Annotated in this window: 22 protein-coding genes; 5 read left to right on the forward strand and 17 right to left on the reverse strand. The window is 51.1% G+C overall.

From position 1 onward, the window contains the following. Nucleotides 1-176: 176 nt before the first annotated feature. The gene (locus HPY90_RS09265) at nucleotides 177-854 is read right to left on the reverse strand and encodes an ABC transporter permease (protein WP_013175918.1); all 678 of its coding nucleotides are present in this window, start codon (nucleotides 852-854) and stop codon (nucleotides 177-179) included. 147 nt (nucleotides 855-1,001) lie between these two features. Between HPY90_RS09265 and HPY90_RS09270 the strand changes: the two genes are divergently transcribed. Genes HPY90_RS09270 through HPY90_RS09280 form a run of 3 tightly spaced genes read left to right on the forward strand, consistent with a single transcriptional unit; the run spans nucleotide 1,002 to nucleotide 3,092 of the window. Then, complete coding sequence (locus HPY90_RS09270) at nucleotides 1,002-1,808, forward strand: transketolase C-terminal domain-containing protein (RefSeq protein ID WP_287193873.1); 807 nt, start codon at nucleotides 1,002-1,004, stop codon at nucleotides 1,806-1,808. After that, a complete protein-coding gene (locus tag HPY90_RS09275; protein ID WP_287193875.1) occupies nucleotides 1,801-2,550 on the forward strand; it encodes a thiamine pyrophosphate-dependent enzyme in 750 nt (249 codons plus the stop codon). The genes HPY90_RS09270 and HPY90_RS09275 overlap by 8 nt, the downstream gene beginning before the upstream one ends. Further along, a complete protein-coding gene (locus tag HPY90_RS09280; protein ID WP_287193877.1) occupies nucleotides 2,547-3,092 on the forward strand; it encodes a 2-oxoacid:ferredoxin oxidoreductase subunit gamma family protein in 546 nt (181 codons plus the stop codon). Before HPY90_RS09275 ends, HPY90_RS09280 begins: the two co-directional genes overlap by 4 nt. Before the next feature lie 59 nt (nucleotides 3,093-3,151). Here HPY90_RS09280 and thrC read toward each other — a convergent pair whose 3' ends face one another. Next, complete coding sequence (gene thrC / locus HPY90_RS09285) at nucleotides 3,152-4,651, reverse strand: threonine synthase (RefSeq protein WP_287193879.1); 1,500 nt, start codon at nucleotides 4,649-4,651, stop codon at nucleotides 3,152-3,154. Nucleotides 4,652-4,896: 245 nt separating this feature from the next. On the opposite strand from thrC, the gene HPY90_RS09290 reads away from it, so the two are divergent. Then, on the forward strand, nucleotides 4,897-5,730 hold the full coding sequence (locus tag HPY90_RS09290; protein WP_273698696.1) for a carbon-nitrogen hydrolase family protein: 834 nt from the start codon (nucleotides 4,897-4,899) through the stop codon (nucleotides 5,728-5,730). Nucleotides 5,731-6,017: 287 nt separating this feature from the next. On the opposite strand, the gene aroH is transcribed toward HPY90_RS09290, so the two are convergent. The 9 genes from aroH to HPY90_RS09335 form a co-directional block, all read right to left on the reverse strand. Then, the gene (gene aroH / locus HPY90_RS09295) at nucleotides 6,018-6,383 is read right to left on the reverse strand and encodes a chorismate mutase (protein ID WP_013175923.1); all 366 of its coding nucleotides are present in this window, start codon (nucleotides 6,381-6,383) and stop codon (nucleotides 6,018-6,020) included. Between the two features lie 43 nt (nucleotides 6,384-6,426). Then, nucleotides 6,427-6,846, reverse strand: a complete 420-nt coding sequence (locus HPY90_RS09300; RefSeq protein WP_013175924.1) for a HutP family protein — start codon at nucleotides 6,844-6,846, stop codon at nucleotides 6,427-6,429. Between the two features lie 121 nt (nucleotides 6,847-6,967). Then, a complete protein-coding gene (locus HPY90_RS09305) occupies nucleotides 6,968-7,468 on the reverse strand; it encodes a hypothetical protein (RefSeq protein ID WP_273698694.1) in 501 nt (166 codons plus the stop codon). Between the two features lie 65 nt (nucleotides 7,469-7,533). Further along, complete coding sequence (gene larB, locus HPY90_RS09310) at nucleotides 7,534-8,286, reverse strand: nickel pincer cofactor biosynthesis protein LarB (RefSeq protein ID WP_013175926.1); 753 nt, start codon at nucleotides 8,284-8,286, stop codon at nucleotides 7,534-7,536. Between the two features lie 298 nt (nucleotides 8,287-8,584). Further along, complete coding sequence (locus tag HPY90_RS09315; protein WP_287193885.1) at nucleotides 8,585-9,130, reverse strand: 2-oxoacid:ferredoxin oxidoreductase subunit gamma family protein; 546 nt, start codon at nucleotides 9,128-9,130, stop codon at nucleotides 8,585-8,587. A 2-nt stretch (nucleotides 9,131-9,132) separates the two neighbouring features. Beyond that, nucleotides 9,133-9,873: a thiamine pyrophosphate-dependent enzyme gene (locus tag HPY90_RS09320; protein ID WP_013175928.1), complete on the reverse strand. Its 741-nt coding sequence runs from the start codon at nucleotides 9,871-9,873 to the stop codon at nucleotides 9,133-9,135. Next, a complete protein-coding gene (locus HPY90_RS09325; protein ID WP_287193889.1) occupies nucleotides 9,870-10,928 on the reverse strand; it encodes a 3-methyl-2-oxobutanoate dehydrogenase subunit VorB in 1,059 nt (352 codons plus the stop codon). Before HPY90_RS09325 ends, HPY90_RS09320 begins: the two co-directional genes overlap by 4 nt. Before the next feature lie 4 nt (nucleotides 10,929-10,932). Continuing rightward, complete coding sequence (locus HPY90_RS09330; RefSeq protein ID WP_013175930.1) at nucleotides 10,933-11,148, reverse strand: 4Fe-4S binding protein; 216 nt, start codon at nucleotides 11,146-11,148, stop codon at nucleotides 10,933-10,935. A gap of 19 nt (nucleotides 11,149-11,167) precedes the next feature. Next, nucleotides 11,168-11,830, reverse strand: coding sequence for a hypothetical protein (locus tag HPY90_RS09335; protein WP_287193891.1), 663 nt, complete (start codon nucleotides 11,828-11,830; stop codon nucleotides 11,168-11,170). 189 nt (nucleotides 11,831-12,019) lie between these two features. On the opposite strand from HPY90_RS09335, the gene HPY90_RS09340 reads away from it, so the two are divergent. After that, nucleotides 12,020-15,622: a glycoside hydrolase family 130 protein gene (locus HPY90_RS09340; protein WP_287193893.1), complete on the forward strand. Its 3,603-nt coding sequence runs from the start codon at nucleotides 12,020-12,022 to the stop codon at nucleotides 15,620-15,622. An 83-nt stretch (nucleotides 15,623-15,705) separates the two neighbouring features. On the opposite strand, the gene HPY90_RS09345 is transcribed toward HPY90_RS09340, so the two are convergent. From HPY90_RS09345 to HPY90_RS09370, 6 genes are all read right to left on the reverse strand, one after another. Then, complete coding sequence (locus tag HPY90_RS09345; protein ID WP_041432950.1) at nucleotides 15,706-16,554, reverse strand: HDOD domain-containing protein; 849 nt, start codon at nucleotides 16,552-16,554, stop codon at nucleotides 15,706-15,708. 10 nt (nucleotides 16,555-16,564) lie between these two features. Continuing rightward, complete coding sequence (locus HPY90_RS09350; protein ID WP_242649094.1) at nucleotides 16,565-16,990, reverse strand: hypothetical protein; 426 nt, start codon at nucleotides 16,988-16,990, stop codon at nucleotides 16,565-16,567. Nucleotides 16,991-17,106: 116 nt separating this feature from the next. Continuing rightward, nucleotides 17,107-17,829, reverse strand: a complete 723-nt coding sequence (locus tag HPY90_RS09355) for a pseudouridine synthase (protein WP_287193897.1) — start codon at nucleotides 17,827-17,829, stop codon at nucleotides 17,107-17,109. A gap of 26 nt (nucleotides 17,830-17,855) precedes the next feature. Beyond that, nucleotides 17,856-18,047: a hypothetical protein gene (locus HPY90_RS09360; RefSeq protein ID WP_013175936.1), complete on the reverse strand. Its 192-nt coding sequence runs from the start codon at nucleotides 18,045-18,047 to the stop codon at nucleotides 17,856-17,858. Then, on the reverse strand, nucleotides 18,040-19,191 hold the full coding sequence (locus tag HPY90_RS09365; protein WP_013175937.1) for an amidohydrolase: 1,152 nt from the start codon (nucleotides 19,189-19,191) through the stop codon (nucleotides 18,040-18,042). Before HPY90_RS09365 ends, HPY90_RS09360 begins: the two co-directional genes overlap by 8 nt. Nucleotides 19,192-19,301: 110 nt before the next feature. Beyond that, entirely contained in the window at nucleotides 19,302-20,000 is a 699-nt protein-coding gene (locus HPY90_RS09370; RefSeq protein WP_287193901.1) for a gamma-glutamyl-gamma-aminobutyrate hydrolase family protein, read from the reverse strand. Nucleotides 20,001-20,166 lie beyond the last annotated feature (166 nt).

The raw sequence follows: 20,166 nt of genomic DNA on the forward strand, positions 1-20,166 counted from the left end.
TTTTCACCCCTGAATTCCGCTTAAAACAGACTATGTTGTTTCAAAACCGCCCATACATCTCCCTAATAAAGGAGTCCGAAGTTATAGTAACAAATACCTTTGCCCGCCTGCTTGCAATGGTATCAATCCTCGCGCCTAAACCAACCACCCCATCTCGAGTACAGCAACAACCCGATTCAACCGGAGCTGAATTCGTCAGTTTTGAGCAAAGCCACCGAACTTACCAAAAAAGAAACAATTAATAATATCAAGCCCAGGGCCACTGCCAGGTCAAAGTTACCCTGGCGCGTTTCTAACATTATGGCGGTTGTCAATACCCTTGTCTGGTGCCTTATGTTCCCCCCCACCAGCATAACCGCACCCACCTCGGCCAAGGCCCTTCCGAATCCGGTCATCACCGCCGCTATTATGCCGGTTCGGGCCTCCTGCACTACCGCCCAATTACCTTGCCACCGGCTGGCCCCCAAACTGAGTGCAGTTTCAAATATGAGCCGCTCTCGACCAGCTATCGCTGCTGCAGTAAGCCCTGTAACTATAGGAAGTACGAGCACAAACTGGGCGCTGATCATAGCCCAGGGTGTAAAGAGAAGCCCCAAACTCCCCAAAGGACCGCTTCGAGACAGCAAGATATATATCAGCAGCCCTGCCAGCACTGGAGGCAACGCCATCAGGGTATAAATAACACGTAAGAAGACCTGTTTCCCCTTAAAATTTCTCATTCCCAGCCAAGTTCCCAGGGGTATCCCTGCTAATGACCCTAGAATGGTAGCGGAACCTGATACCACGAGGGACAACCGGACTATTTCTAAGATTTCATTCTTTTCTGTAGCCAAAAAAGGGATTACGGTGTCCATCTTGATTCCTCCGCTGAGATTGACCGCTTCCGCGCAAAAAAACCAGGCCAGATAGGATGCTCGCCCCAAGCCTGGTCACGAGCCGCGACTTCAGCCGGCTTTCTTCACTTATTCAACCTCATTTGTTATCTTCCGTCAAGTTTGCATGTGCTTTTAGGAACATTTCTTTTCAAGGCAATTTTTTCAGTCGTCATTGTCAACATCATGCGGGGGGCCCCCGGCCTGGGCGGCATCCATCCCTCGCAAGCCGATTATTTCCAATCGGTTAAGGGCGGAGGCCATGGGGATTACCGGCTGATCGTTCTCGCCCCCTCATCGGTTCAAGAACTCATTGACCACACCATCCTGGCTTTCGAATTGGCCGAAACCTACCGTACTCCAGTGGTCGTTTTCGGCGACGCCATGATGGGCCAAATGATGGAGCCTGTCCTCATGCCTGAAGCCGAACTCCCGCCTCCTAACCGGCCCTGGGCCACCACTGGTATGGAAGGACGTGAACCCAACATAGTCCATACCCTGTATCTTCCGGCAGATAAACTGGAAGCTCACTGCAACCGGTTGTTTGCCAAATACAGGGAAATCGAGCAAAAAGAAAAACGCAGCATTAAATACCTTACCGAAGATGCCGAGATTCTGGTCGTTGCCTACGGGATTATGAGCCGGGTGGCAAAGGCTGCCGTGGAAATGGCCAGAGACGATGGTCTCAAAGTCGGGCTGTTCCGTCCACTAACCTTGTGGCCTTTCCCGGACACGGCCCTGGAAGAGGCAGCAGCTAACGCACGCGTGGTGATAGCAGCCGAAATAAGCATGGGGCAGATGATAGAGGATGTCCGCCTGGCTTTGGGCAAACGGGTTCCGGTGCACCTGTTTAACCGCATCGGCCGGGTGCCCAACCCCGATGAGATCTACGCCGATATTAAAGCCAAGGCACAGGGGGTGATGGCAAATGGCTAAGAAAGGTTACCGACGTCCTTCTACCCTTCTTGACAAGCCATGGCATTTCTGCCCGGGCTGCAACCACGGCATTGCTCACCGCCTGGTGGCCGAAGTTATAGAAGAAATGGGACTGCAGAATAAAACGGTCGGCGTAGGGTCAGTTGGTTGCGGCGTCTTTTCCTATGAATACTTCAACTTCGACGGCGTAGGTCCTTCCCACGGGCGGGCCCCGGCGGTAGCTACCGGGGTCAAGCGAGTTCTGCCTGACCGCCTGGTGTTCACTTACCAAGGCGACGGCGACCTGGCAGCTATTGGGACCACAGAAATGGTGCATTCTGCGGTACGCGGTGAGAACATAACCATTATCTTCATCAACAACACCCTCTATGGTATGACTGGCGGACAAATGGCCCCCACCACGTTGATGGGGCAGGTAACCACGACCACACCCACAGGGCGAGGCAGACAGCAAGGCTTTCCTTTCCGGGTTTGTGAGATGCTAGCAACAGCCGAAGGAGCAGCATATATTGCAAGGGTGGCCTTATATAATCCTGTCCAGGTCAACCGGGCTAAAAAGGCTATTCGCCGAGCCTTCGAAACTCAGATGGCAGGACTCGGCTTCAGCCTAGTTGAAGTTCTTTCAGCCTGTCCCACCAACTGGGGCTTAACTCCATTGGAGGCCCTAAAGTTCGTTGAGGAAAAAATGGTTCCCGTATACCCCTTGGGAGAGTTCAAAGTGCCTGAAGAGGTGAAATCATGATGAAAAAAGAATTCTTGATTGCCGGCTTTGGTGGCCAGGGCGTTTTGTCGATGGGCCTTTTTCTCGCATACGGAGGGATCGCGGAAGGGAAGAAAGTCACCTATGTCCCGTCTTACGGAGCTGAAATGAGGGGAGGCACCGCCAACTGCCTGGTCATCCTCTCGGATAGGGACATCAGTTCCCCCCTGATCTCCGATCCTGGTATCGTAATCGCCATGAATCAGCCTTCTCTCGCCAAGTTTGAGCCGGTTGTACGGCCCGGGGGAGTCCTACTCATCAACTCCTCCCTAGCCCACCGCCCGGCCGAGCGGCAGGACATAACCTCTTATTCGATTCCGGCCCAGGAAATCGCCAACCAGGTTGGACTGCCGCGAGGAGCCAACATGGTTATGCTGGGAGCCTTGCTAGAAATCAGTAAAGTGCTCGATTTTGCCGCCAGCGAAGACTACCTCGTTAAAACCTTTCGTGGTAAGTATCTTAACATGATGCCCCTCAACCTCGCAGCAATGGAAGCCGGAGCCCAATTCATTCGTAACTTTTAGTAACAAACCAAAAACGCAAAGAGGAGACGGTCTTTGATTAATCGTCCCCTGTTAGCACGCTAACCACTAAGTATATCTAGCACTACGTTCGCCATCTCTTCGGGCAATACCTTACGGTAGTGTCTGATAGGTCTGGTTTCAAGCCCCTGCAAGCCCTTCGGGATGGACAGGTTACATTTTTCTGACAGCAGTCGTGATAGACCAAATTCGTCATGCTCTGCGGCTATCTCCATGCCGAAGACAGCTTCAGCTACGCTTCCGGCAAACTTGAATGGACTGGCCGTAGAAGCTATAACGGTGGGAGTAGTGTCCCCAGTAACCCTTACATACCGGTCGTAGACCTTCTTGCCTACCGCCGTATGTGTGTCTAAGAGATAACCATATGTGTTGTAAGTATCGCGGATAGTTGCCTTCGTTTCTTCATCGGTTGCAAAATCGCTCCAGAAAGAATTCTGAATCCTCTCCAGAACCCAGGAGTCCACTTCATATCTCCCCCGCTCCCGCAGGCTGTCCATCCAGTCCCGCACCTTTTGATCATTGTGTTCTGTAATCTCGTATAGGAGCCTTTCCAGGTTGCTCGATATCAGAATATCCATTGAAGGCGAGATGGTCTTTTTGAAAGACCGGTTACGGTCATAAACTCCGCTATTTATGAAATCGGTCAAAACATTGTTGGCATTAGCCGCGCATATCAGCTTGTTTATGGGCAAACCCATCTGTTTCGAATAGAACGCTGCCAAAATGTTGCCGAAGTTGCCGGTGGGAACCACGAAGTTGACTGGCATTCCTTCTTCTATGACGTCCGCGCTTACGAGATCAAGGTAAGCAGAAATATAATATACTACCTGTGGAACCAGGCGCCCCCAGTTAATAGAGTTGGCCGAAGAAAATTTTATCCCACGCGCCGCCATTGCCGTCTCCAGACCCCGGTTCTGGAATATGGCTTTGACCCCGTTCTGGGCGTCATCGAAGTTGCCCTCCACAGCAACCACATGCACGTTGGACCCTTCCTGGGTTACCATCTGCCGCTCCTGGACCTGGCTCACCCCTTGAGCCGGATAAAAAACGATGATACTGGTCCCTGGCACGTCTTTGAATCCTTCCAAGGCCGCTTTGCCTGTATCGCCAGAAGTTGCTACCAACACAGCGATGTGGGCCTTTTCTCCCGTTTTACGGGTACTGGCAGTGAGCAGGTGTGGCAAAAGCTGCAAGGCCATGTCTTTAAAAGCGCAGGTCGGGCCATGCCAAAGCTCTAAGATGTAGGTACTGTTGTCGAGCCTGGCCACTGGAGCGACATGAGGATGGTCGAATCTTTCGGGGCTGTAAGCAGCGTCGACGTATTCCTTGATCTCTTTCTCCAAGAAATCGGTCAAAAACTTGGTTAAAACCATTACAGCCCTTTCCTGGTAATTCATTCCACGCATCGCTGCTAGTTCGTCGGATTTCAGGCGAACTTCTTCTTCGGGAACGAACAATCCGCCGTCAGGAGCTATACCCAACTTTATAGCCTCAGCTGAACTTACGGGTTGCGCTTGGCCTCTTGTGCTCACATACTTCATCGTTTAAAACCTCCCTGCCATACTTATAGCCGAAAGCGGTTCAATTTACAACCAGTGATCTCGGCCAACCACCTGATTCTTTGGACCCGAGGGCCGGCAACTATTCCGAACACAGCCTGGAGTTGACCACCACCGTCACAAATTGCCATACTTGTGGTATGGGACGGCAACATGATGGGCAATGATTTGGAACCGATAGCAAGGAGACAAAACGGGTAAACAGTTGAAAATGCGGGGGTATGCAAGTGAAGGCTAACTTAAGAATCGGGATCTGCCAGATGATGGTCGTTGACGACAAGGAGAGCAATCTGAGAAAGGCGCGGGAAATGATCCGCGAAGCATCACGTCAAGGATGTAACCTGGTTGTACTACCGGAGATGTTTAACTGCCCTTACGAAAGCACGGCCTTCCCCTCTTATGCCGAGCCAATCCCTAACGGTGAGACCTCGTTACTGCTGTCCAAAACTGCACGTGAAGAAAACATCTATCTGGTGGGGGGATCTATACCGGAAATCGACTCCGGCGGTCGCATCTTCAACTCGTGTCCGGTCTTCGGTCCCAATGGGCAGTTTCTCGGCCGTCACCGCAAAGTCCATTTGTTCGATGTAGACCTGGAGAGCGGGCTTTCTTTTCGAGAATCCGACACTCTGAAAGCGGGGAACAATCTGACCATTATACCCACACCAGCGGCTACCCTGGGGATACTTATCTGCTATGACATCCGTTTCCCCGAACTGACCCGCCTGCTATCGCTGTCCGGTGTTCACGTGCTCGTGGTGCCTGCCGCCTTCAACACGACTACCGGGCCTGCTCACTGGGAAATCCTGCTCCGAACCCGAGCCATCGACAACCAGGTCTTCGTGGTAGGAGCCGCCCCAGCCACTAATCCCGTCGCTAGCTACCATGCCTGGGGCCATTCCATGGTGGTAGACCCGTGGGGATCCGTGCTCGCCTCGACTGGTAGCACAGAAACCGTCCTGTGGGCAGACCTAGATCTCAGCCGCATCGAACAGGTGCGCAAAGCCCTTCCCCTGCTTCGTCATCGCCGCACCGATTTGTACACATTGAAAAGACGCTGATTTACGCAGACGTATATAAAAAACAAATATATTTATGACTTTTTAGGGCTTTGCCCTGACCCTATGGCCCTAAAAAATAGTGCAGTACCCCTTTTTCACATGCAGTGCATGGGCCAAGTACTCATTACAAAAAACCACACGCAGGACATGGATTCTGTTATTGACTGTTTCAATAAAGAAATTCAGAGTTATATTCTTCTGCGATTAAAAATCTGCGTCAATCTGCGTTCAGCAAACAAAAATCTGTGCTAATCTGCGCCCATCAGTGTTCATCTGTGGCTGAGGCTTTACCCGCTGATGTCTGTGCGCAGGCACTTGGCCCCGCGCAGATACACGTGTCTCACATCCTGTATCGCAAGTCTCGTATTCGCCAGCATCAGCACCCGGATGCACCGAGGTAAAGCCTCCGCAACTGCCATTTCCTGACAACACAGCAAAGGGATGTGGTTCCAACCCATCTTGCGTGCGGCTACCGCTGGGTAAGCTGAGGACAAATCCTTCGTGGCAGTAAAAATCACGGCAACCACATCGTCTAACTCAATCTCATTCCGTTTGACAATTTCATGCAAGAGCTCTGTAGCGGCTTCCGTGATGTCCTCGGGACAGTCACGCTCGACCGTAGTAGCTCCTCTTATACCCCTCACCACCAACATTCCACCATCCTACCCTTCCCACCTGGTTTGCTTTGCAAAGCCATCACGGTACAGCCCGGTGGCCCAGTCCGATCGCCACCTCATCCAGATGCAACAATCCAATACCCAAGAATATGGCCACGCTGATATGGTCTTGGTACCTGGCAATACCTATCTTCCCTCCTACGTTCAGGCCCAAGGCCTTGGGAATTATCTGGCTTATAGCCTCTCTCGTAGCCCCTGCTACCGCGCCTTCGTCAGGATGAGTGTCTTTGATTACTCCTTCTCTTTTAGCCGCTACCACTGCTCTTTCTACTATCTTGCTCACCGAGTATATGAATTCTCCTCCATAGTCCACGGCCACAGCCCTGATGCTTTTCTCCTCCCACAGTCGCTTTTTGAGTTCCATCTCTTCACTCCGGGTCGCAGTCAGAGCCATCTTTATCGCTGCGGCTGCCACTGCCTTACTACCAGTCTCGACCATCCTCTTCCCCCTTTGCAACAAATTCCTCGAGTTGCAGGGCCCCCTTTCGGTTTAAATCAACATATTCTTGCTGTGATGGTTGTTATCCTGCTTCACGCGTAGGGAAGATATTCACATGACCTTATTTTACTATCACTTTGCCGACCATAACCATCCCTTGGTTAGAAGTAAAAACCTGATGCAGCGAAGGAGTAGCCAAATTCTTAGATACCCCGGTGATTTCAAACGTGACCGGGAAGTTATAGTAGGTCGAATCTATCTCCACCACATCCCCGCCCATCACCCTCACTTCTACGGTTTTTGAAGAAAAACTGGCCACCTCTTCGTTATTCACCAACACCTTGGCCTTCGCTAGAGCAGAATAGTCTTTTAACGAAATGGTCAGTTTACCCCATGGGGAGTAACCCTCTGCTCCCTCCCTTTTTTTATTCACTGCGGTCTTCTCCGAATTCACATTACCCGCAGGGTATTCGATGCTTTGTCCTTCCAAGCGTTCACCCAGACTCAGGTAAAAACGCAAGGGCTCCTTGGTCATCATGGCCTGGACCACCACCAAGGCTACTACCCCTAAGACAACCCCCCGGATCAGGTACTTCTCCACTTTGTCCAGGAGTTGCTTCAAGCTATCATCTCCCGCTTGCAGCTTTTTGCTTTATGTTATGCCTGCAAGCAAAAGATTATCCCTGGCTAGTCCTCGGCTGACTTCAATATGGAGAAAGCTAAAGCTGCAGCTCCGAAGCCGTTATCAATATTGACCACGCCCACACCCGTAGCACAAGTGTTCAGCATGGATAAAAGTGCAGACAGTCCACCAAAATTGGCACCGTATCCGACGCTGGTAGGAACTGCCACCACCGGCCGCCGGGTCAAACCCCCGACCACACTGGCCAAAGCTCCTTCCATCCCAGCCACGACGATAAGAACCCGGGCTTCGTTGATGTCCTCCAAGCGGTCAAACAGCCGGTGAATCCCGGCCACTCCCACATCGTAGATGCGAACTACCTCCGCTCCCATCAACTCGAGACTAATAGCCGCTTCCTCCGCCACCGGCAGGTCAGAAGTTCCCGCAGTTACCACCGCCACTTTTCCTGCCCTAGGAAAGTCCTTTTTTTTGACTGTTATCAGGCGGGCTACAGGGTGGAAGACCGCATCTCTTACCTCATTCTTCACCACGTCAAAAACCTCTTCCGTGGCGCGAGTTGCCAGTACGTTGGTACCTTGCGCTGCCAGTTTGTTAAAGATTACCGCTATCTGTTCCGGAGTCTTGCCCGGGCAAAATATAACCTCGGGGAAAACATCTCTTACTCCCCGGTGATAATCAATCTTGGCAAACCCTAGGTCTTCATAAGGAAGCAGCTTCAACTGCGACAACGCCTCTTCCACTGTGACCCGACCCGTGGCTACCTCCTCCAACAACACCCTCAAGCGCTCTTTGTCCACCCGCCGTACCCCCTCCCCAAAATAGTACCGTCCCACTCACCTTCCAGTCACATAATTAAATCAATCACATAAACAATCAACCTTTTGCGCCTACGCTACGATTCAGCACAAAAGGTTGACCGGCCTAACCCCACCAATTTCTTGACTTGTATTCTTCACAAGCAGTTCCGATGATAATTGTGAAGCCATTTTCGAAAAAGCTTTGGTAAAGAAGAAATTGCCGAAGCAAGCCGGTTATCGATCCCCGATGAGGCTAAGCCTAAACACACAATTTTCAGTTACCTGCCGGCGCCGGTTGTTACCAGTTATTACGAGCATACTCTACTCCTACCAAAAAGGCCTGCCTGTTTTCCTCAATCACCTGCTTACGTTTGCCCTTGAAAATAGCGTCAAAACTATTGGCGACTGAATCCAGGTTAACGATTCCGGTTCTGGCAATGTAAGCCCCCAGGATTATCATGTTAGCCCCCCGAGCAAAACCGTGTTCCTCTGCCAATTGGTTGAGCGGCAGCGAATACACTTCAATATCCTGCCTTACCGGCATTCGGTCCACCAGCGAAGAGTTAACCACCAAAACCCCACCTGGTTGCACACTGTTCTCAAACCGGTCTAGCGAAGGACGATTCAGTATGATCGAATGAAAAGGGCTGTCGGTTAACGGTGAGCTTATATAGCTGTCGGAAATGGTCACTATGCAGTTGGCAGTACCACCCCTCATTTCTGCGCCGTAGGAGGGAACGTAGGACACGTTCATCCCTTCTAGCATCGCCGCGTGAGTAAGAAATAGGCCTATGAATAGAACCCCCTGCCCGCCAAAACCTGCTACTAAGACCTGCTTCTCCACGTCTAACCCTCCTTAACCTTAAGGTCGCCCAAAGGGTAGTACGGAATCATGTTATCCTCCAGCCACTTCATGGCCTCAACCGCTCCCAATCCCCAGTTGGTGGGACAGGTTGAAAGAATTTCGACTAGAGAAAACCCTGTTCCTTGCAGTTGGACCTCAAAAGCCTTCTTGATGGCCCGCTTGGCCCGAACTACGTTGGCGGGATTGTTGATAGCCACACGGCTGACGTAGGCCGCTCCCTCAAATGGAGCCAGTATTTCTGCTATTCTAATCGGATACCCTTCCCGATCCTTGTCACGCCCGTAAGGCGAAGTGGTGGTGACCTGTCCTAACAGAGTAGTCGGTGCCATCTGCCCCCCGGTCATCCCGTATACAGTGTTGTTTACGAAAAAGACGCTGATCCGCTCCCCTCTTGACGCGGCGTGCACTATCTCTGCCATACCAATAGAAGCCAGATCCCCGTCTCCTTGATACGTAAAAACCACCCTATCTTTCAGCACCCTTTTCAGACCTGTGGCTACCGCCGGGGCTCGTCCATGAGCAGCTTCTAACATGTCGCAGTTGAAATAATCGTAAGCCAAAACCGCGCAGCCTACCGGACACACCCCCACTGTCTTTTCTCGAATGCCTAGTTCGTCCATCGACTCGGCTATAAGCCTGTGGATAATGCCGTGACCACATCCCGGACAATAATGCCAGAGCTTGCCGGTCAAACTCTCCGGCTTCTGGAACACCTTTTTCATACAAGCCCCCCCTTTGCTGCCACGTTCATAATCGCTGCCTCTACTTCCCGAGGACTAGGAATAACCCCTACTCGCCCGTAGAAGTCCACGGGGGCTCGACCGTTTACCGCCAGTCGCACGTCTTCGATCATCTGCCCCATGTTGATTTCCACCGTCATAAACATCTTAGCCGTATCCAAACACTGCTTTATCGTATCGTCGGGGAAAGGCCACAGGGTAATAGGACGAACCAACCCCACCTTTAACCCTTTACTTCTCAGTTCGGTGACCGCCTTCTTGACCACCCGCGATAACAACCCGAAGGCAACCACCACCAGCTCCGCGTCTTCGGTCATAAAGGATTCGGCTCTCTTTTCTTCAGCGCGTATTCGCGCGTATTTTTGCTGCAGGTGAAGATTCCGCATTTCCAGCTCATCGGGTGGCAGGTGCAGGGTGTTCACTATGTTGGGACTCCGGCCGGCGCAACCGGTAGTAGCCCAGTGCTTCGCGTACTGCTCGACTACCGGTTCACGTACCTCAACTGGTTCCATCATCTGCCCCAACATGCCTTCGCTCATGATCATGACCGGTGACCGGTGCCGATCTGCCAAGTCAAAAGCCAAAAGAGCGAAATCCATCATGTCCTGCACGCTGGAAGGGGCCAATACTATTAAATGGTAATCCCCGTGCCCTCCTCCTTTGCAGGCTTGGAAATAGTCGGATTGAGCAGGTTGGATTCCCCCGAGTCCCGGTCCGCCCCGAGATATGTTAGCAATCACGCAAGGCAGTTCCGCCTCCGCGATAAAAGAGATGCCCTCTTGTTTTAGACTGATACCGGGGCCTGACGATCCTGTCATCACCCGGGCTCCCGCAGCCGCTCCCCCGTAGACCATGTTTATAGCTGCCAGCTCGCTTTCAGCCTGCAGGAAAACCCCGCCCACTTGGGGCAACCGACGAGCCAGGTATTCCGCTACCTCACTCTGGGGAGTAATGGGATAGCCAAAAAAATACCTGCATCCGGCTATGACTGCTCCTTCTCCCAAAGCCTCGTTGCCTTTCATCAAAACCTTGGCCATGTCATCACTCCCTTTCCACTTCGATAACCAGATCTGGGCACATGCGGGCGCAGATCGCACAGCCGTTGCAGTTTTCCGGGTTAACCGCGCTGGCCGGGTGATACCCCAGACTGTTTATCCTGATCTTGTCGATGCCTATGACACCTTTAGGACAAAAGTGCACGCAAAGCTCGCACGCTTTGCACCGTCCTTCATCAAACAAAACTCTCCCCTGGGCCATAACTTGTCTCCTCCTCATGCTATAACCATTCCGGCCGCAAATAAAGCGTTAAGGGTTTGACCTCCGTGTCCGGTAACCGAACTCGAACCGCTTCGTAAAAGCAGTTCTCTACTACCAAGAAAACTACTGGTAAATTCATCCCCTGGGCATATTCCCGTACCCGTTCATGCCCGGAAATAATAATCTCCACGTCGGTATCGCCAGCCAGGTTAGGGTTGCTCACTATTCCGGTAAACCGCAGCCGCGAAGCCCTCTCCAAAGCATCTTTCAGCTCCGCAACCGCACCCAGTTCCCTCGCAAAAGAACGGTATGGATTAACAACCAAAAACATCTTGTAAGGACGGTCACGCATATAGGGACGAAGATATCCCAAGACCTGTGCTCCTACCTCATCGCCTCCCACATCCAGCACCATCTCGTTTTCCATCCCGAGGTAACCCACTATTTCGGGCGGCACCTGAGGCACGTCCCCGAAACGAAGCCGCTCCACAGGAGCCAGCAGCTTCACCCGGTTTACACTTAATACCTTTTCCAATTCCCGCGAGCAGAAGTAGGGGTTTACCATGTCCAGGTCGGCCAAAACCACCTGCTCGCAGCTACGAACCAGCTTCAGAGCATAATTCAGAGCGGTCTCGCTCTTACCGCTCCCAAACCCGCCGGCAAATATAGTGATATTGCCCAATACCTCTACCTTCCCGAATCCCTAATACTAATCGATAATATAGAATACATTACCCGCAAAAGCAACATGAAATTGCCGGGTTCGACTTTACCCGTCGAGCCAAAAAAATCGGCGCCAAGACTGGTGACCCGGCAGGACAAGTGCATTACAATGAAGTATAAGTAGATAAACGTCTTGGGGAGGATCGTAATGTCTTCAGAACAAAGCGCAATTCTGGAAGCCTTATTTGATCAAAGCATAGAAGAAGCAGCAAAACAAGTGCAGACGATGCAGGACGTCGACCTCATCATCGGTATACCCTTTTACAACGAAAAAGAAGTCCTGCCTGAGGTCTTGGCCCTGGTACAAAAAGGCCTTCAAGATATCGAGCCTCTTAGGGCTGCCCTTCTCCTCTGTGTAGGGGATCCGGCTGGAGCTGAAGTGCTGGAAGTAATCAACCAGGCAGGCTTGAACGTTCCTTTTTGCGGGTTCCTGATGAAACCCGGTATCAACGGACGGGGATCAAGTATCAGGGCCATAATTGAGATAGCGAACCTGCTTACAGCCGACTTGGTCATACTAGCTGCCGACCTTAAGCAAGAAGGATTGCGGGGTTTTCAACCCGACTGGATTCGCCGCTTGCTGACACCTATAAGAGAAGAACACGATCTGGCCGTAGGTAATTTCGAACGGCATCACTTCGAAGATGTCATCGGAGGGCTCTTCGCGGCTCCTTTGCTTGAAACCTATTACGGCTACCGGTTTCAAGATCCCTTGAGCGGTGTCTACGCCATGTCCCACGATCTAGTAGAAAACTATGCTATAGAAATCAAGTTTTGGACTGACATCACCCAGGGTTACGGCATCGACCCCTGGCTAGTCACCCGAGCTATTATTTGGAATAAGAAAATTTGCGAAGTCAAGCTCGGAGCCAAACTGGCCGCTGCTTCCCTGGAAAAAGTTAACTACGTCTTCAAAGAAACCGCGGCTTCGCTCTTTACTTGCTTAAAGAAAGATGAAGACTACTGGGCCGCTCGCCCGAGTTCCATAGCTCGAACTCCCGACATATCCGGGTGCGAATATCGCGACACTCCTTATGCAGCGTCTTTTTCTCTGCGAGACCTCGTTTTGACTTTCAAGCGCAGTTTCAATCACTACAACGTTCTTTACCGAAAAACTCTGTCTCAAGAAGTGTACAACGTTTTAGAAAAAATAGTTTATACGCCTACCAGGGACTTTAACCACACTGACCCGGTGTGCAGTTTCAACGCCAACATCTGGGCTCAGCTGGTCAACCGTTTCCTTATCCATTACTGGTTTGACAACGGCATACAGCGGGATGACATTTTGAACGCCCTCACCTTCGCCTTCGACGGCAGGCTGGCCTGCTTTGTCTCAGAGTTAACAGAAATAGAAGAATCCTTTGGTAAGACCGCGGTCCCGGTTAGCTTACCGACCTTCATGAAAGCGGCAGCTAACGCCTTGAAAACCCAGCAAAGCGATGAATTTCGCAAACTGAAAGAAGACTTTACGAAAACTTGGTTGGAAAAAGCCCAAGAGATAAAACCTCCACTGACCCCAACTTATTACTTAGAGTTTATCCCCGGCATGCCGGTCATCTTGCCTAAACGAATCGAAGGCAGGGGCGGCCGGGTCGTCTGGACGGAAGGTGTGTTCAATAGACTGCAAAACAAGTACCAGGATGCTTTTAACCGGTTTATCACTTCCGGCCTAGGGCTCGCACAAGATGCGGATCCCGGTGCCATCGTCCGGGCTCTACGGGATTTTATGTACGAATTAGAAATAGTCTTAGAGCGCATGATTCCGGGAGATCTCTACGCCGAGGAAGGAGCAGAAGCAGTGGTACAAGGCATCTTCGGGTTGATGCCCATACCTAAGATGTTCAGCATCAAGACCGATGTCTTCAAAGAAATGCTCCTCCGTTTTCCGCCGCTCAACGTCATCATTCCTGCCGGCTTCAAGACAGCCCGCGAGCTCATAGATAACATGGATGCCCGTGATGCTACCAGCCTGGCCAATCTTATGGAAAACAGGAAATACGTGGACCGGGCCTTGTTGTGGATTCTGGACAACATTACGCCTGAGGACATGGCTGAGGTTGACATCAAGCCGATTGTCCTGGGGAGCAAGGTTCTGGGAGGAACAGTTCGTCAGGGCAGCATTTCTGATATCAACAAGATTACAACCCGCATAACTGTTAACCCCTTGAGCAAAGGACTAGGTGGCGAATTTCCGCGGCTGCGATACTGCCTGCATATATTGCGACACATAATGATAGCCCAAAACTATTCTCTGCTCTGGAAAACGTATGCACGTGAAAAGAAAAACCTCGGTGAGAAAATCCGGAACTCCTTGATCGGTCGCTATCAGACCGACGCCTTTTCTGCTCACAATATTTTCGAGAATTCCCATCATCGGGCTTTGGTGAACATGCTAAGAGAACTGGCGCAAAAGCTGCGTACCCAAGATCAACTCGACAACGCGCGTGCCCTCGAGTTGATGGCTGAAAGCTATGGACTCAGCCAGATTCTTGATGATGGTACTTTCCTTCCCTGCTCTGCCTGGACCTGGGCCAGTTACAGTTATAAAGGAGGCAAAGGGATACCAACTCCTCTTTCCAGCCACGTAGAGGAAAAATGGTTCAACCATGACCTGCTCGAAGATATTTATAGTGAACTCGGCTATGACGTGCAGGACATCATGCAACTGACGGTCCAACTCATCGGTGAAGGTAAAGCCAGCGAAAACTTGTTACAAGCACTGGTTGGCGGCATACCCAAAGACGTAATAGTGGTACCACAGGAAATGGCAGATTATCCTCCAGCCAAGCCCCTGGTGAGATACGAAGGCAACCCCATCCTTTCTCCCATAAAAGACCATCCTTGGGAAAGCAAATACGTCCTCAATGCCGGTACCTTCCGTCTCAAAGATAAAGTCTATATCCTCTACCGGGCTTACGGAGATGATGAGGTATCGCGTATCGGGCTGGCAATATCTGACGGTTATAACATCCTGGAAAGGCTGCCCGAACCGGTATACTTCCCGGCTGATGCCAAAGAGAAAAAGGGATGTGAAGACCCGAGGGTAGTAGTCATCGATAACGAGCTGTACATGGTTTACACCGCTTATGACGGCCAGATTGCCCAGATCGCCGCGGCCTCCATCAGCCTGGACGACTTTCTGAACCGCCGTTTTGACCGTTGGAAACGAATTGGCCTGGCTTTCGAAGATATATGGAATAAAGACGCCATTATATTCCCGGAAAAGATAAATAACAAGTACGTCATTTATCACCGAATCGAGCCCAGCGTATGGGTCTCTTACATGGATGAGCTGGCCTTCCCAGTTCCGAAAGAGAAACATGCCATCATATTCGGTCCGCGCTCCGGGCGGATGTGGGACTCTCTGAAGATCGGAGCGGGGACTCAGCCCATTAAGACCAGATACGGATGGTTGATGATCTACCACGGGGTAGATCGTAATCGGGTTTATCGTCTGGGAGTAATACTGGTGGATCACAACAACCCCGCGCGGGTTCTGTACCGTTCACCCAACCCTATACTTTCCCCCGAAACCGAATATGAAATAGGCAAACCGGGAGAATCGTGGGTCCCGAATGTCGTTTTCACCTGCGGAGCTGTTCCGGTAGAGGATAAACCTGTTCTCGGTGCCGAAGACGAAATCCTCGTATACTACGGCGCTGCCGATACGCACGTCTGTGTAGCTTCCGGTAAGGTCGGAGATCTTATTCCGGAGCCGGTGAGAAAACCCATTACCTATTCGGTAGTCTAACTAATAAATAAAAATGACATACCAGGAGATACTCGATCCGAGTATCTCCTGGCTGTGTCTTCCCGTTTTGCATTCGGATTCGTTTACAAAAGAAAGCAGCTTTCGTCAGCCAGAATTTCGCTCAGCCTAGCCATCATCTCTTCGACACTCTTGTCTGAGAGCCCCAGCGCGTGTAATGTACTGAACTCAAATGAATAATCGAGTCCGTCCACCCCTAAACCTATCCCCATCATCATGACCATAGCATCAGCTAAATGAACAATCGAGGTTAAAGTAGAATTAATACGGGCGGCACCCGGCGAGTGATGACAAGCTATGGCTTCCACCAATCCGTCAGGGAGGTTCCACTTTTCTGCAATCCGAGAGCCGACCTGGGCGTGGTTAAACCCAAGGATCTTCTCCTCCGCTTCTATAAACGAGGTTCCATTCTTTTGGACACTGTCGATGACCTCCTGATACGCCTCCTGTAGGTGGCGGTTAAGTATAACCTTGCCTATATCGTGGAGCAAGCCGGCCGTATATGCCTCTTCCTGGTTCCTGAACTTTACGGTTCTCGCTATCATCCGGCAAGAAATGGCTACCGCCTGGGAATGACGCCAAAGCTCTCCCGCCGGCAGCGCGTAGCCTTGCACTTCCCGATTCAAGACCTCACTAACAGAAGCAGCAAGAGCAAGACTCTTGATAGTTTGGAAACCGAGGAGTACCGTAGCTTCCGTTACAGTCCTTATCCTCCGTGGAAACCCGTAATACGCCGAGTTGGCCAACCTCAAAACCTTGGCGGTGAGTCCCTGATCCTGGGTTATCACCCGGTTGACGTCTTCAGCAGTCGAATCGGGATCTTCGGTAAGCTTAATAACCTGGATAGTCACGCTGGGTAAGGCCGGTATGTCATCTACCGAGGCCACCAGTTGTTCCAGTGTGATGTTCGTCATCGCCATTCCCCTAGCTTCTCTCTAACTTTCTCCTCATATACACCTTAAACTCTCTAAGTGCCTCATTAGCCTTGAAAAGCAACCTTTCCATATCATACCTGGTCAAAACTGCCTGATCCGGTTCCAGCACCTCCACTTTACGAAACTCTTCTTTCACTATAAAACGAAGGGCATCGTCTAAACTGTCAGCCCAGAAGGTTATATTAGCCGGAGCAAACCCCACCGTTTGCCCAGAAAACTCATCCATCACCGTATACACGTCCGGGCTTAAATCAATATCTTCAATATGAATGCCCTGGAACGGAACATTACGCAGAAAAGCTACCTTCTGTTCTCGCACCTCTTCCGCGACCTGTTCCGCGCTCTTGCCGCCGAAAAGCTTTCCGGCCCGTACCCCCTTGTAATCGAAACGAACTCTAATTCTCAGACCCTCCACCTGTCCCTCGTCACCTGCCTTGATGTTTTTCTCCAAAACAAAGTACTTGACCGATATGTGTTCAATTAGTGTACTTCGAGAAAAAAATCCATTTGTCCTTCCGTTTTCGAAGCGGTCTATCCAATTTGTCCTTTTGCTAGATTCTGCAAATATTGCACCTCATCCTTGGTCAAATAGCGAAATTCCCCGGGCCGTAACCCATCTAGGGTTAGGTCGCCAAACCTGGTCCGTTTCAAGGCAACGACAGGATGTCCTACGGAAGCGCACATCTTCTTCACCTGGCGCTTTCGCCCCTCATGAATCCTTATTTCCATTAAGGTCTGATCCTTTCGCTTTGCTAGTACTCTAACCTTAGCCGGGGCTGTCTTAACCGCGTCAATTATTACCCCTGCTCTAAGCCGTTCTATCGCCTTGCGGCTGACCATCCCCTGAACCCAAGCTTCGTACACTTTTTCTATCTCAAAGCGGGGGTGCGTCATCAAATGGGTAAAATCACCGTCATTTGAAAGCAAAAGCAGGCCCTCGGTATCATAATCCAACCTCCCGACCGGGTACACCCGTTGGGTCACGCCCCTTAATAAGTCTAGTACCGTGGGTCGCCCGTGGGTATCGGCCAAAGTACATAGATAACCTGAAGGCTTGTTCAGCAAAATGTAGACAGGCTCCTCCCTGTGCAAAAGCCACCCATCCAGTTCCACTTGGTCTTTCTCTTCGTTTATTACAAATCCTAACTCCCTGACCACCCGGCCGTTGACCTTAACCCTTCCCGCTTGAATCAAGGTTTCAGCCTTGCGACGCGAGGTTATACCTGCAGCCGCCAAGTACCTAGCTAAACGCAACCGGTCCCGTTCACCCCTTATCCGCACTAGTTAGCCCATTGTTTAGATGCAAAAAACGCTTTTAGATCAGACACCGGAATGTGAATAAGATTATCCTGGTCAATAACCGCCAATACCGCCACATCACGCCCCGACGGCTCTTCTTTATAAATATTCACTATACACACGGTCATCTGAACCCCATCTAAGTAAACGGTAAACAGATCCCCTTTATCCATGACAAGTATCCCTCCACAGCCGCCCACCCACCAGTACGGCTTCAGCTCTGGCTTTGATTTCCAGTGGATGGTGGGAAAAAATCACAATATCCGCCTTTTTCCCTTCCTCAATCGTGCCTATTTCGTCTTGCATCCCCAATATGACAGCTGCCCGAGAAGTAATCGCCGCCATCGCAACCTCTTCATCCAGTCCTTCCCTTACCGCCAGTCCCGCGCAAACGCTCAAATACTGAATGGGAATTACCGGGTGGTCCGTAATAAAGCAAAACTCGACCCCGGCCTCGTGAAGGCGCCGCGCGTTTCTGAACGAAACCTCCTTCAGCTCCACTTTCGCCCGATTGACCAAAAGCGGGCCCAATGCCACCTTTACTCCTCTTGCCGCCAGCTCGTCAGCTACCATGAAAGCCTCGGTTCCGTGCTGTATGACCATATCAATCCCGAACTCGTCCTTCAAACGCAAAGCAGTCAAAATATCATCCGCTCGGTGGACATGTATATAAAGAGGCATTTTCCCCTGTAACACTTTACCCAAAGGCATTTGCTCGAATTCGTCTTTGGCTTTCAAGTCCTTAGGCTGATCTAATGACTTGGCCGCAACATAGAACGCTTCCCTTAACATGGCAGCGCTGGCCATGCGGGTACGCGGGGCCTTGTTCTGGGATCCGTAGACTCTTTTGGGGTTTTCTCCCAGTGCCGCCTTTAAGCCCCAAGAACTGCGGTAAACCATATCCAAAGGTCTGGGGCCCCAAGTCTTGAGCAAAGCCGCCTGCCCCCCGATAACGTTGGCACTTCCCGGCAATACCAAGACCGTTGTCACTCCGGCACGAACCGCATCGGTAAACCCGATATCCCAAAAATTGATGCCGTCCAAGGCCATAAGGTACGGAGTCAGAGGGTCTGTGGTTTCGTTCAGGTCATCCCCTTCCACCCGGTAGACTTCTTCCTCCAATCCCAGGTGGCAGTGGGCGTCGATCAGCCCTGGGCACACGTGCTTATCAGCCGCCTCTATGACCTCGCATCCCGCGGGAATCTCCACGTCGAAGCCAACTGCCTTTATCCGGTCTCCGTCAATCAAGACAGTCGCATTGTTCAGGACCCCGGCAGCTGACATCGTATAAACCCTACCCCCACGTATCGCTAGCATCCCAAACCTCCCGCATACTTTATCCTATGAAAACTTGAAAACTGTCTTTCCCCGGTTCGCCCCAAAACCCGCTCCCAAAAACCGGCCTTATAATTCTTAATTCTTAATTCTTAACTCTTAATCCTTTCTCGGCCAGCATCGACCAACGCCTTGAACAGATTTTCCGAGACTTTATCCGTCATCAACTCCGGATGCCACTGCACCCCAAGAATAAAACGGTGGCATACCGACTCTACCGCTTCTATCACTCCGTCACGAGCAGTCGCAGATATGATGAGATTTTCTCCGATTTCTCGCACTGCTTGGTGATGAAAACTATTCACCCTTAAAGTATCACTACCAGAAATGCGATACAAGCGGGTGTCCCTTACTACCAATATACCATGAAAAGCGTGACTTGGGGGCGCTTTCTGCTGGTGGGAAATCCCTCCCGCCAAATGTTGGTACAGACTCCCTCCAAAAGCTACGTTTATGACCTGAGCCCCGCGGCATATTCCCAAAACAGGCAAATCCTCTTCCATAGCGCACTTCATCAAGGCCAGTTCAAACTCATCTCTTGTTGGATCCACTGTTCCTAAATCAGGATGCGGCTCTTCGCCCCAGTTAACTGGATCAACATCCCCACCCCCGGCTAGGAGCAAGCCATGACAAGTTTTCTTGTATTCCGTTATAACATCTCTGTCATTCGTCGGCGGCAGGATTACAGGCACACCCCCGGCGTTCAGTATCTTGTCTATGTAGTCCCTTCTCAGGTTATGACGGTTTTCGTCCGGCTCAAAAGAGCAAGTGATCCCTATTCTTACCCCCAATCGGTATTCCTCCCCCAAACTAGCTTATCACCGTTCTGAATCGAGTAGGAGGGGGCGGCTAACCCCCGTCCTCTCACACCACCGTACGTACCGTTCGGTATACGGCGGTTCATGAAACACTACAGAGTTTCCGATATGTCTCATACAAGCTGATTAGTCCTTGGTT

The sequence above is a fragment of the Syntrophothermus sp. genome, from assembly GCF_013314835.1.
Lineage (GTDB): Bacteria > Bacillota > Syntrophomonadia > Syntrophomonadales > Syntrophothermaceae > Syntrophothermus > Syntrophothermus lipocalidus.

What these genes read in the sequence shown, in the direction of transcription:
- HPY90_RS09265 (WP_013175918.1), bottom strand. Translation starts at nt 854, where the DNA reads ATGGACACCGTAATCCCTTTTTTGGCTACAGAAAAGAATGAAATCTTA.
- HPY90_RS09275 (WP_287193875.1), top strand. Translation starts at nt 1,801, where the DNA reads ATGGCTAAGAAAGGTTACCGACGTCCTTCTACCCTTCTTGACAAGCCA.
- HPY90_RS09280 (WP_287193877.1), top strand. Translation starts at nt 2,547, where the DNA reads ATGATGAAAAAAGAATTCTTGATTGCCGGCTTTGGTGGCCAGGGCGTT.
- thrC (WP_287193879.1), bottom strand. Translation starts at nt 4,651, where the DNA reads ATGAAGTATGTGAGCACAAGAGGCCAAGCGCAACCCGTAAGTTCAGCT.
- aroH (WP_013175923.1), bottom strand. Translation starts at nt 6,383, where the DNA reads ATGTTGGTGGTGAGGGGTATAAGAGGAGCTACTACGGTCGAGCGTGAC.
- HPY90_RS09300 (WP_013175924.1), bottom strand. Translation starts at nt 6,846, where the DNA reads ATGGTCGAGACTGGTAGTAAGGCAGTGGCAGCCGCAGCGATAAAGATG.
- HPY90_RS09320 (WP_013175928.1), bottom strand. Translation starts at nt 9,873, where the DNA reads ATGAAAAAGGTGTTCCAGAAGCCGGAGAGTTTGACCGGCAAGCTCTGG.
- HPY90_RS09325 (WP_287193889.1), bottom strand. Translation starts at nt 10,928, where the DNA reads ATGGCCAAGGTTTTGATGAAAGGCAACGAGGCTTTGGGAGAAGGAGCA.
- HPY90_RS09330 (WP_013175930.1), bottom strand. Translation starts at nt 11,148, where the DNA reads ATGGCCCAGGGGAGAGTTTTGTTTGATGAAGGACGGTGCAAAGCGTGC.
- HPY90_RS09340 (WP_287193893.1), top strand. Translation starts at nt 12,020, where the DNA reads ATGTCTTCAGAACAAAGCGCAATTCTGGAAGCCTTATTTGATCAAAGC.
- HPY90_RS09345 (WP_041432950.1), bottom strand. Translation starts at nt 16,554, where the DNA reads ATGACGAACATCACACTGGAACAACTGGTGGCCTCGGTAGATGACATA.
- HPY90_RS09360 (WP_013175936.1), bottom strand. Translation starts at nt 18,047, where the DNA reads ATGGATAAAGGGGATCTGTTTACCGTTTACTTAGATGGGGTTCAGATG.
- HPY90_RS09365 (WP_013175937.1), bottom strand. Translation starts at nt 19,191, where the DNA reads ATGCTAGCGATACGTGGGGGTAGGGTTTATACGATGTCAGCTGCCGGG.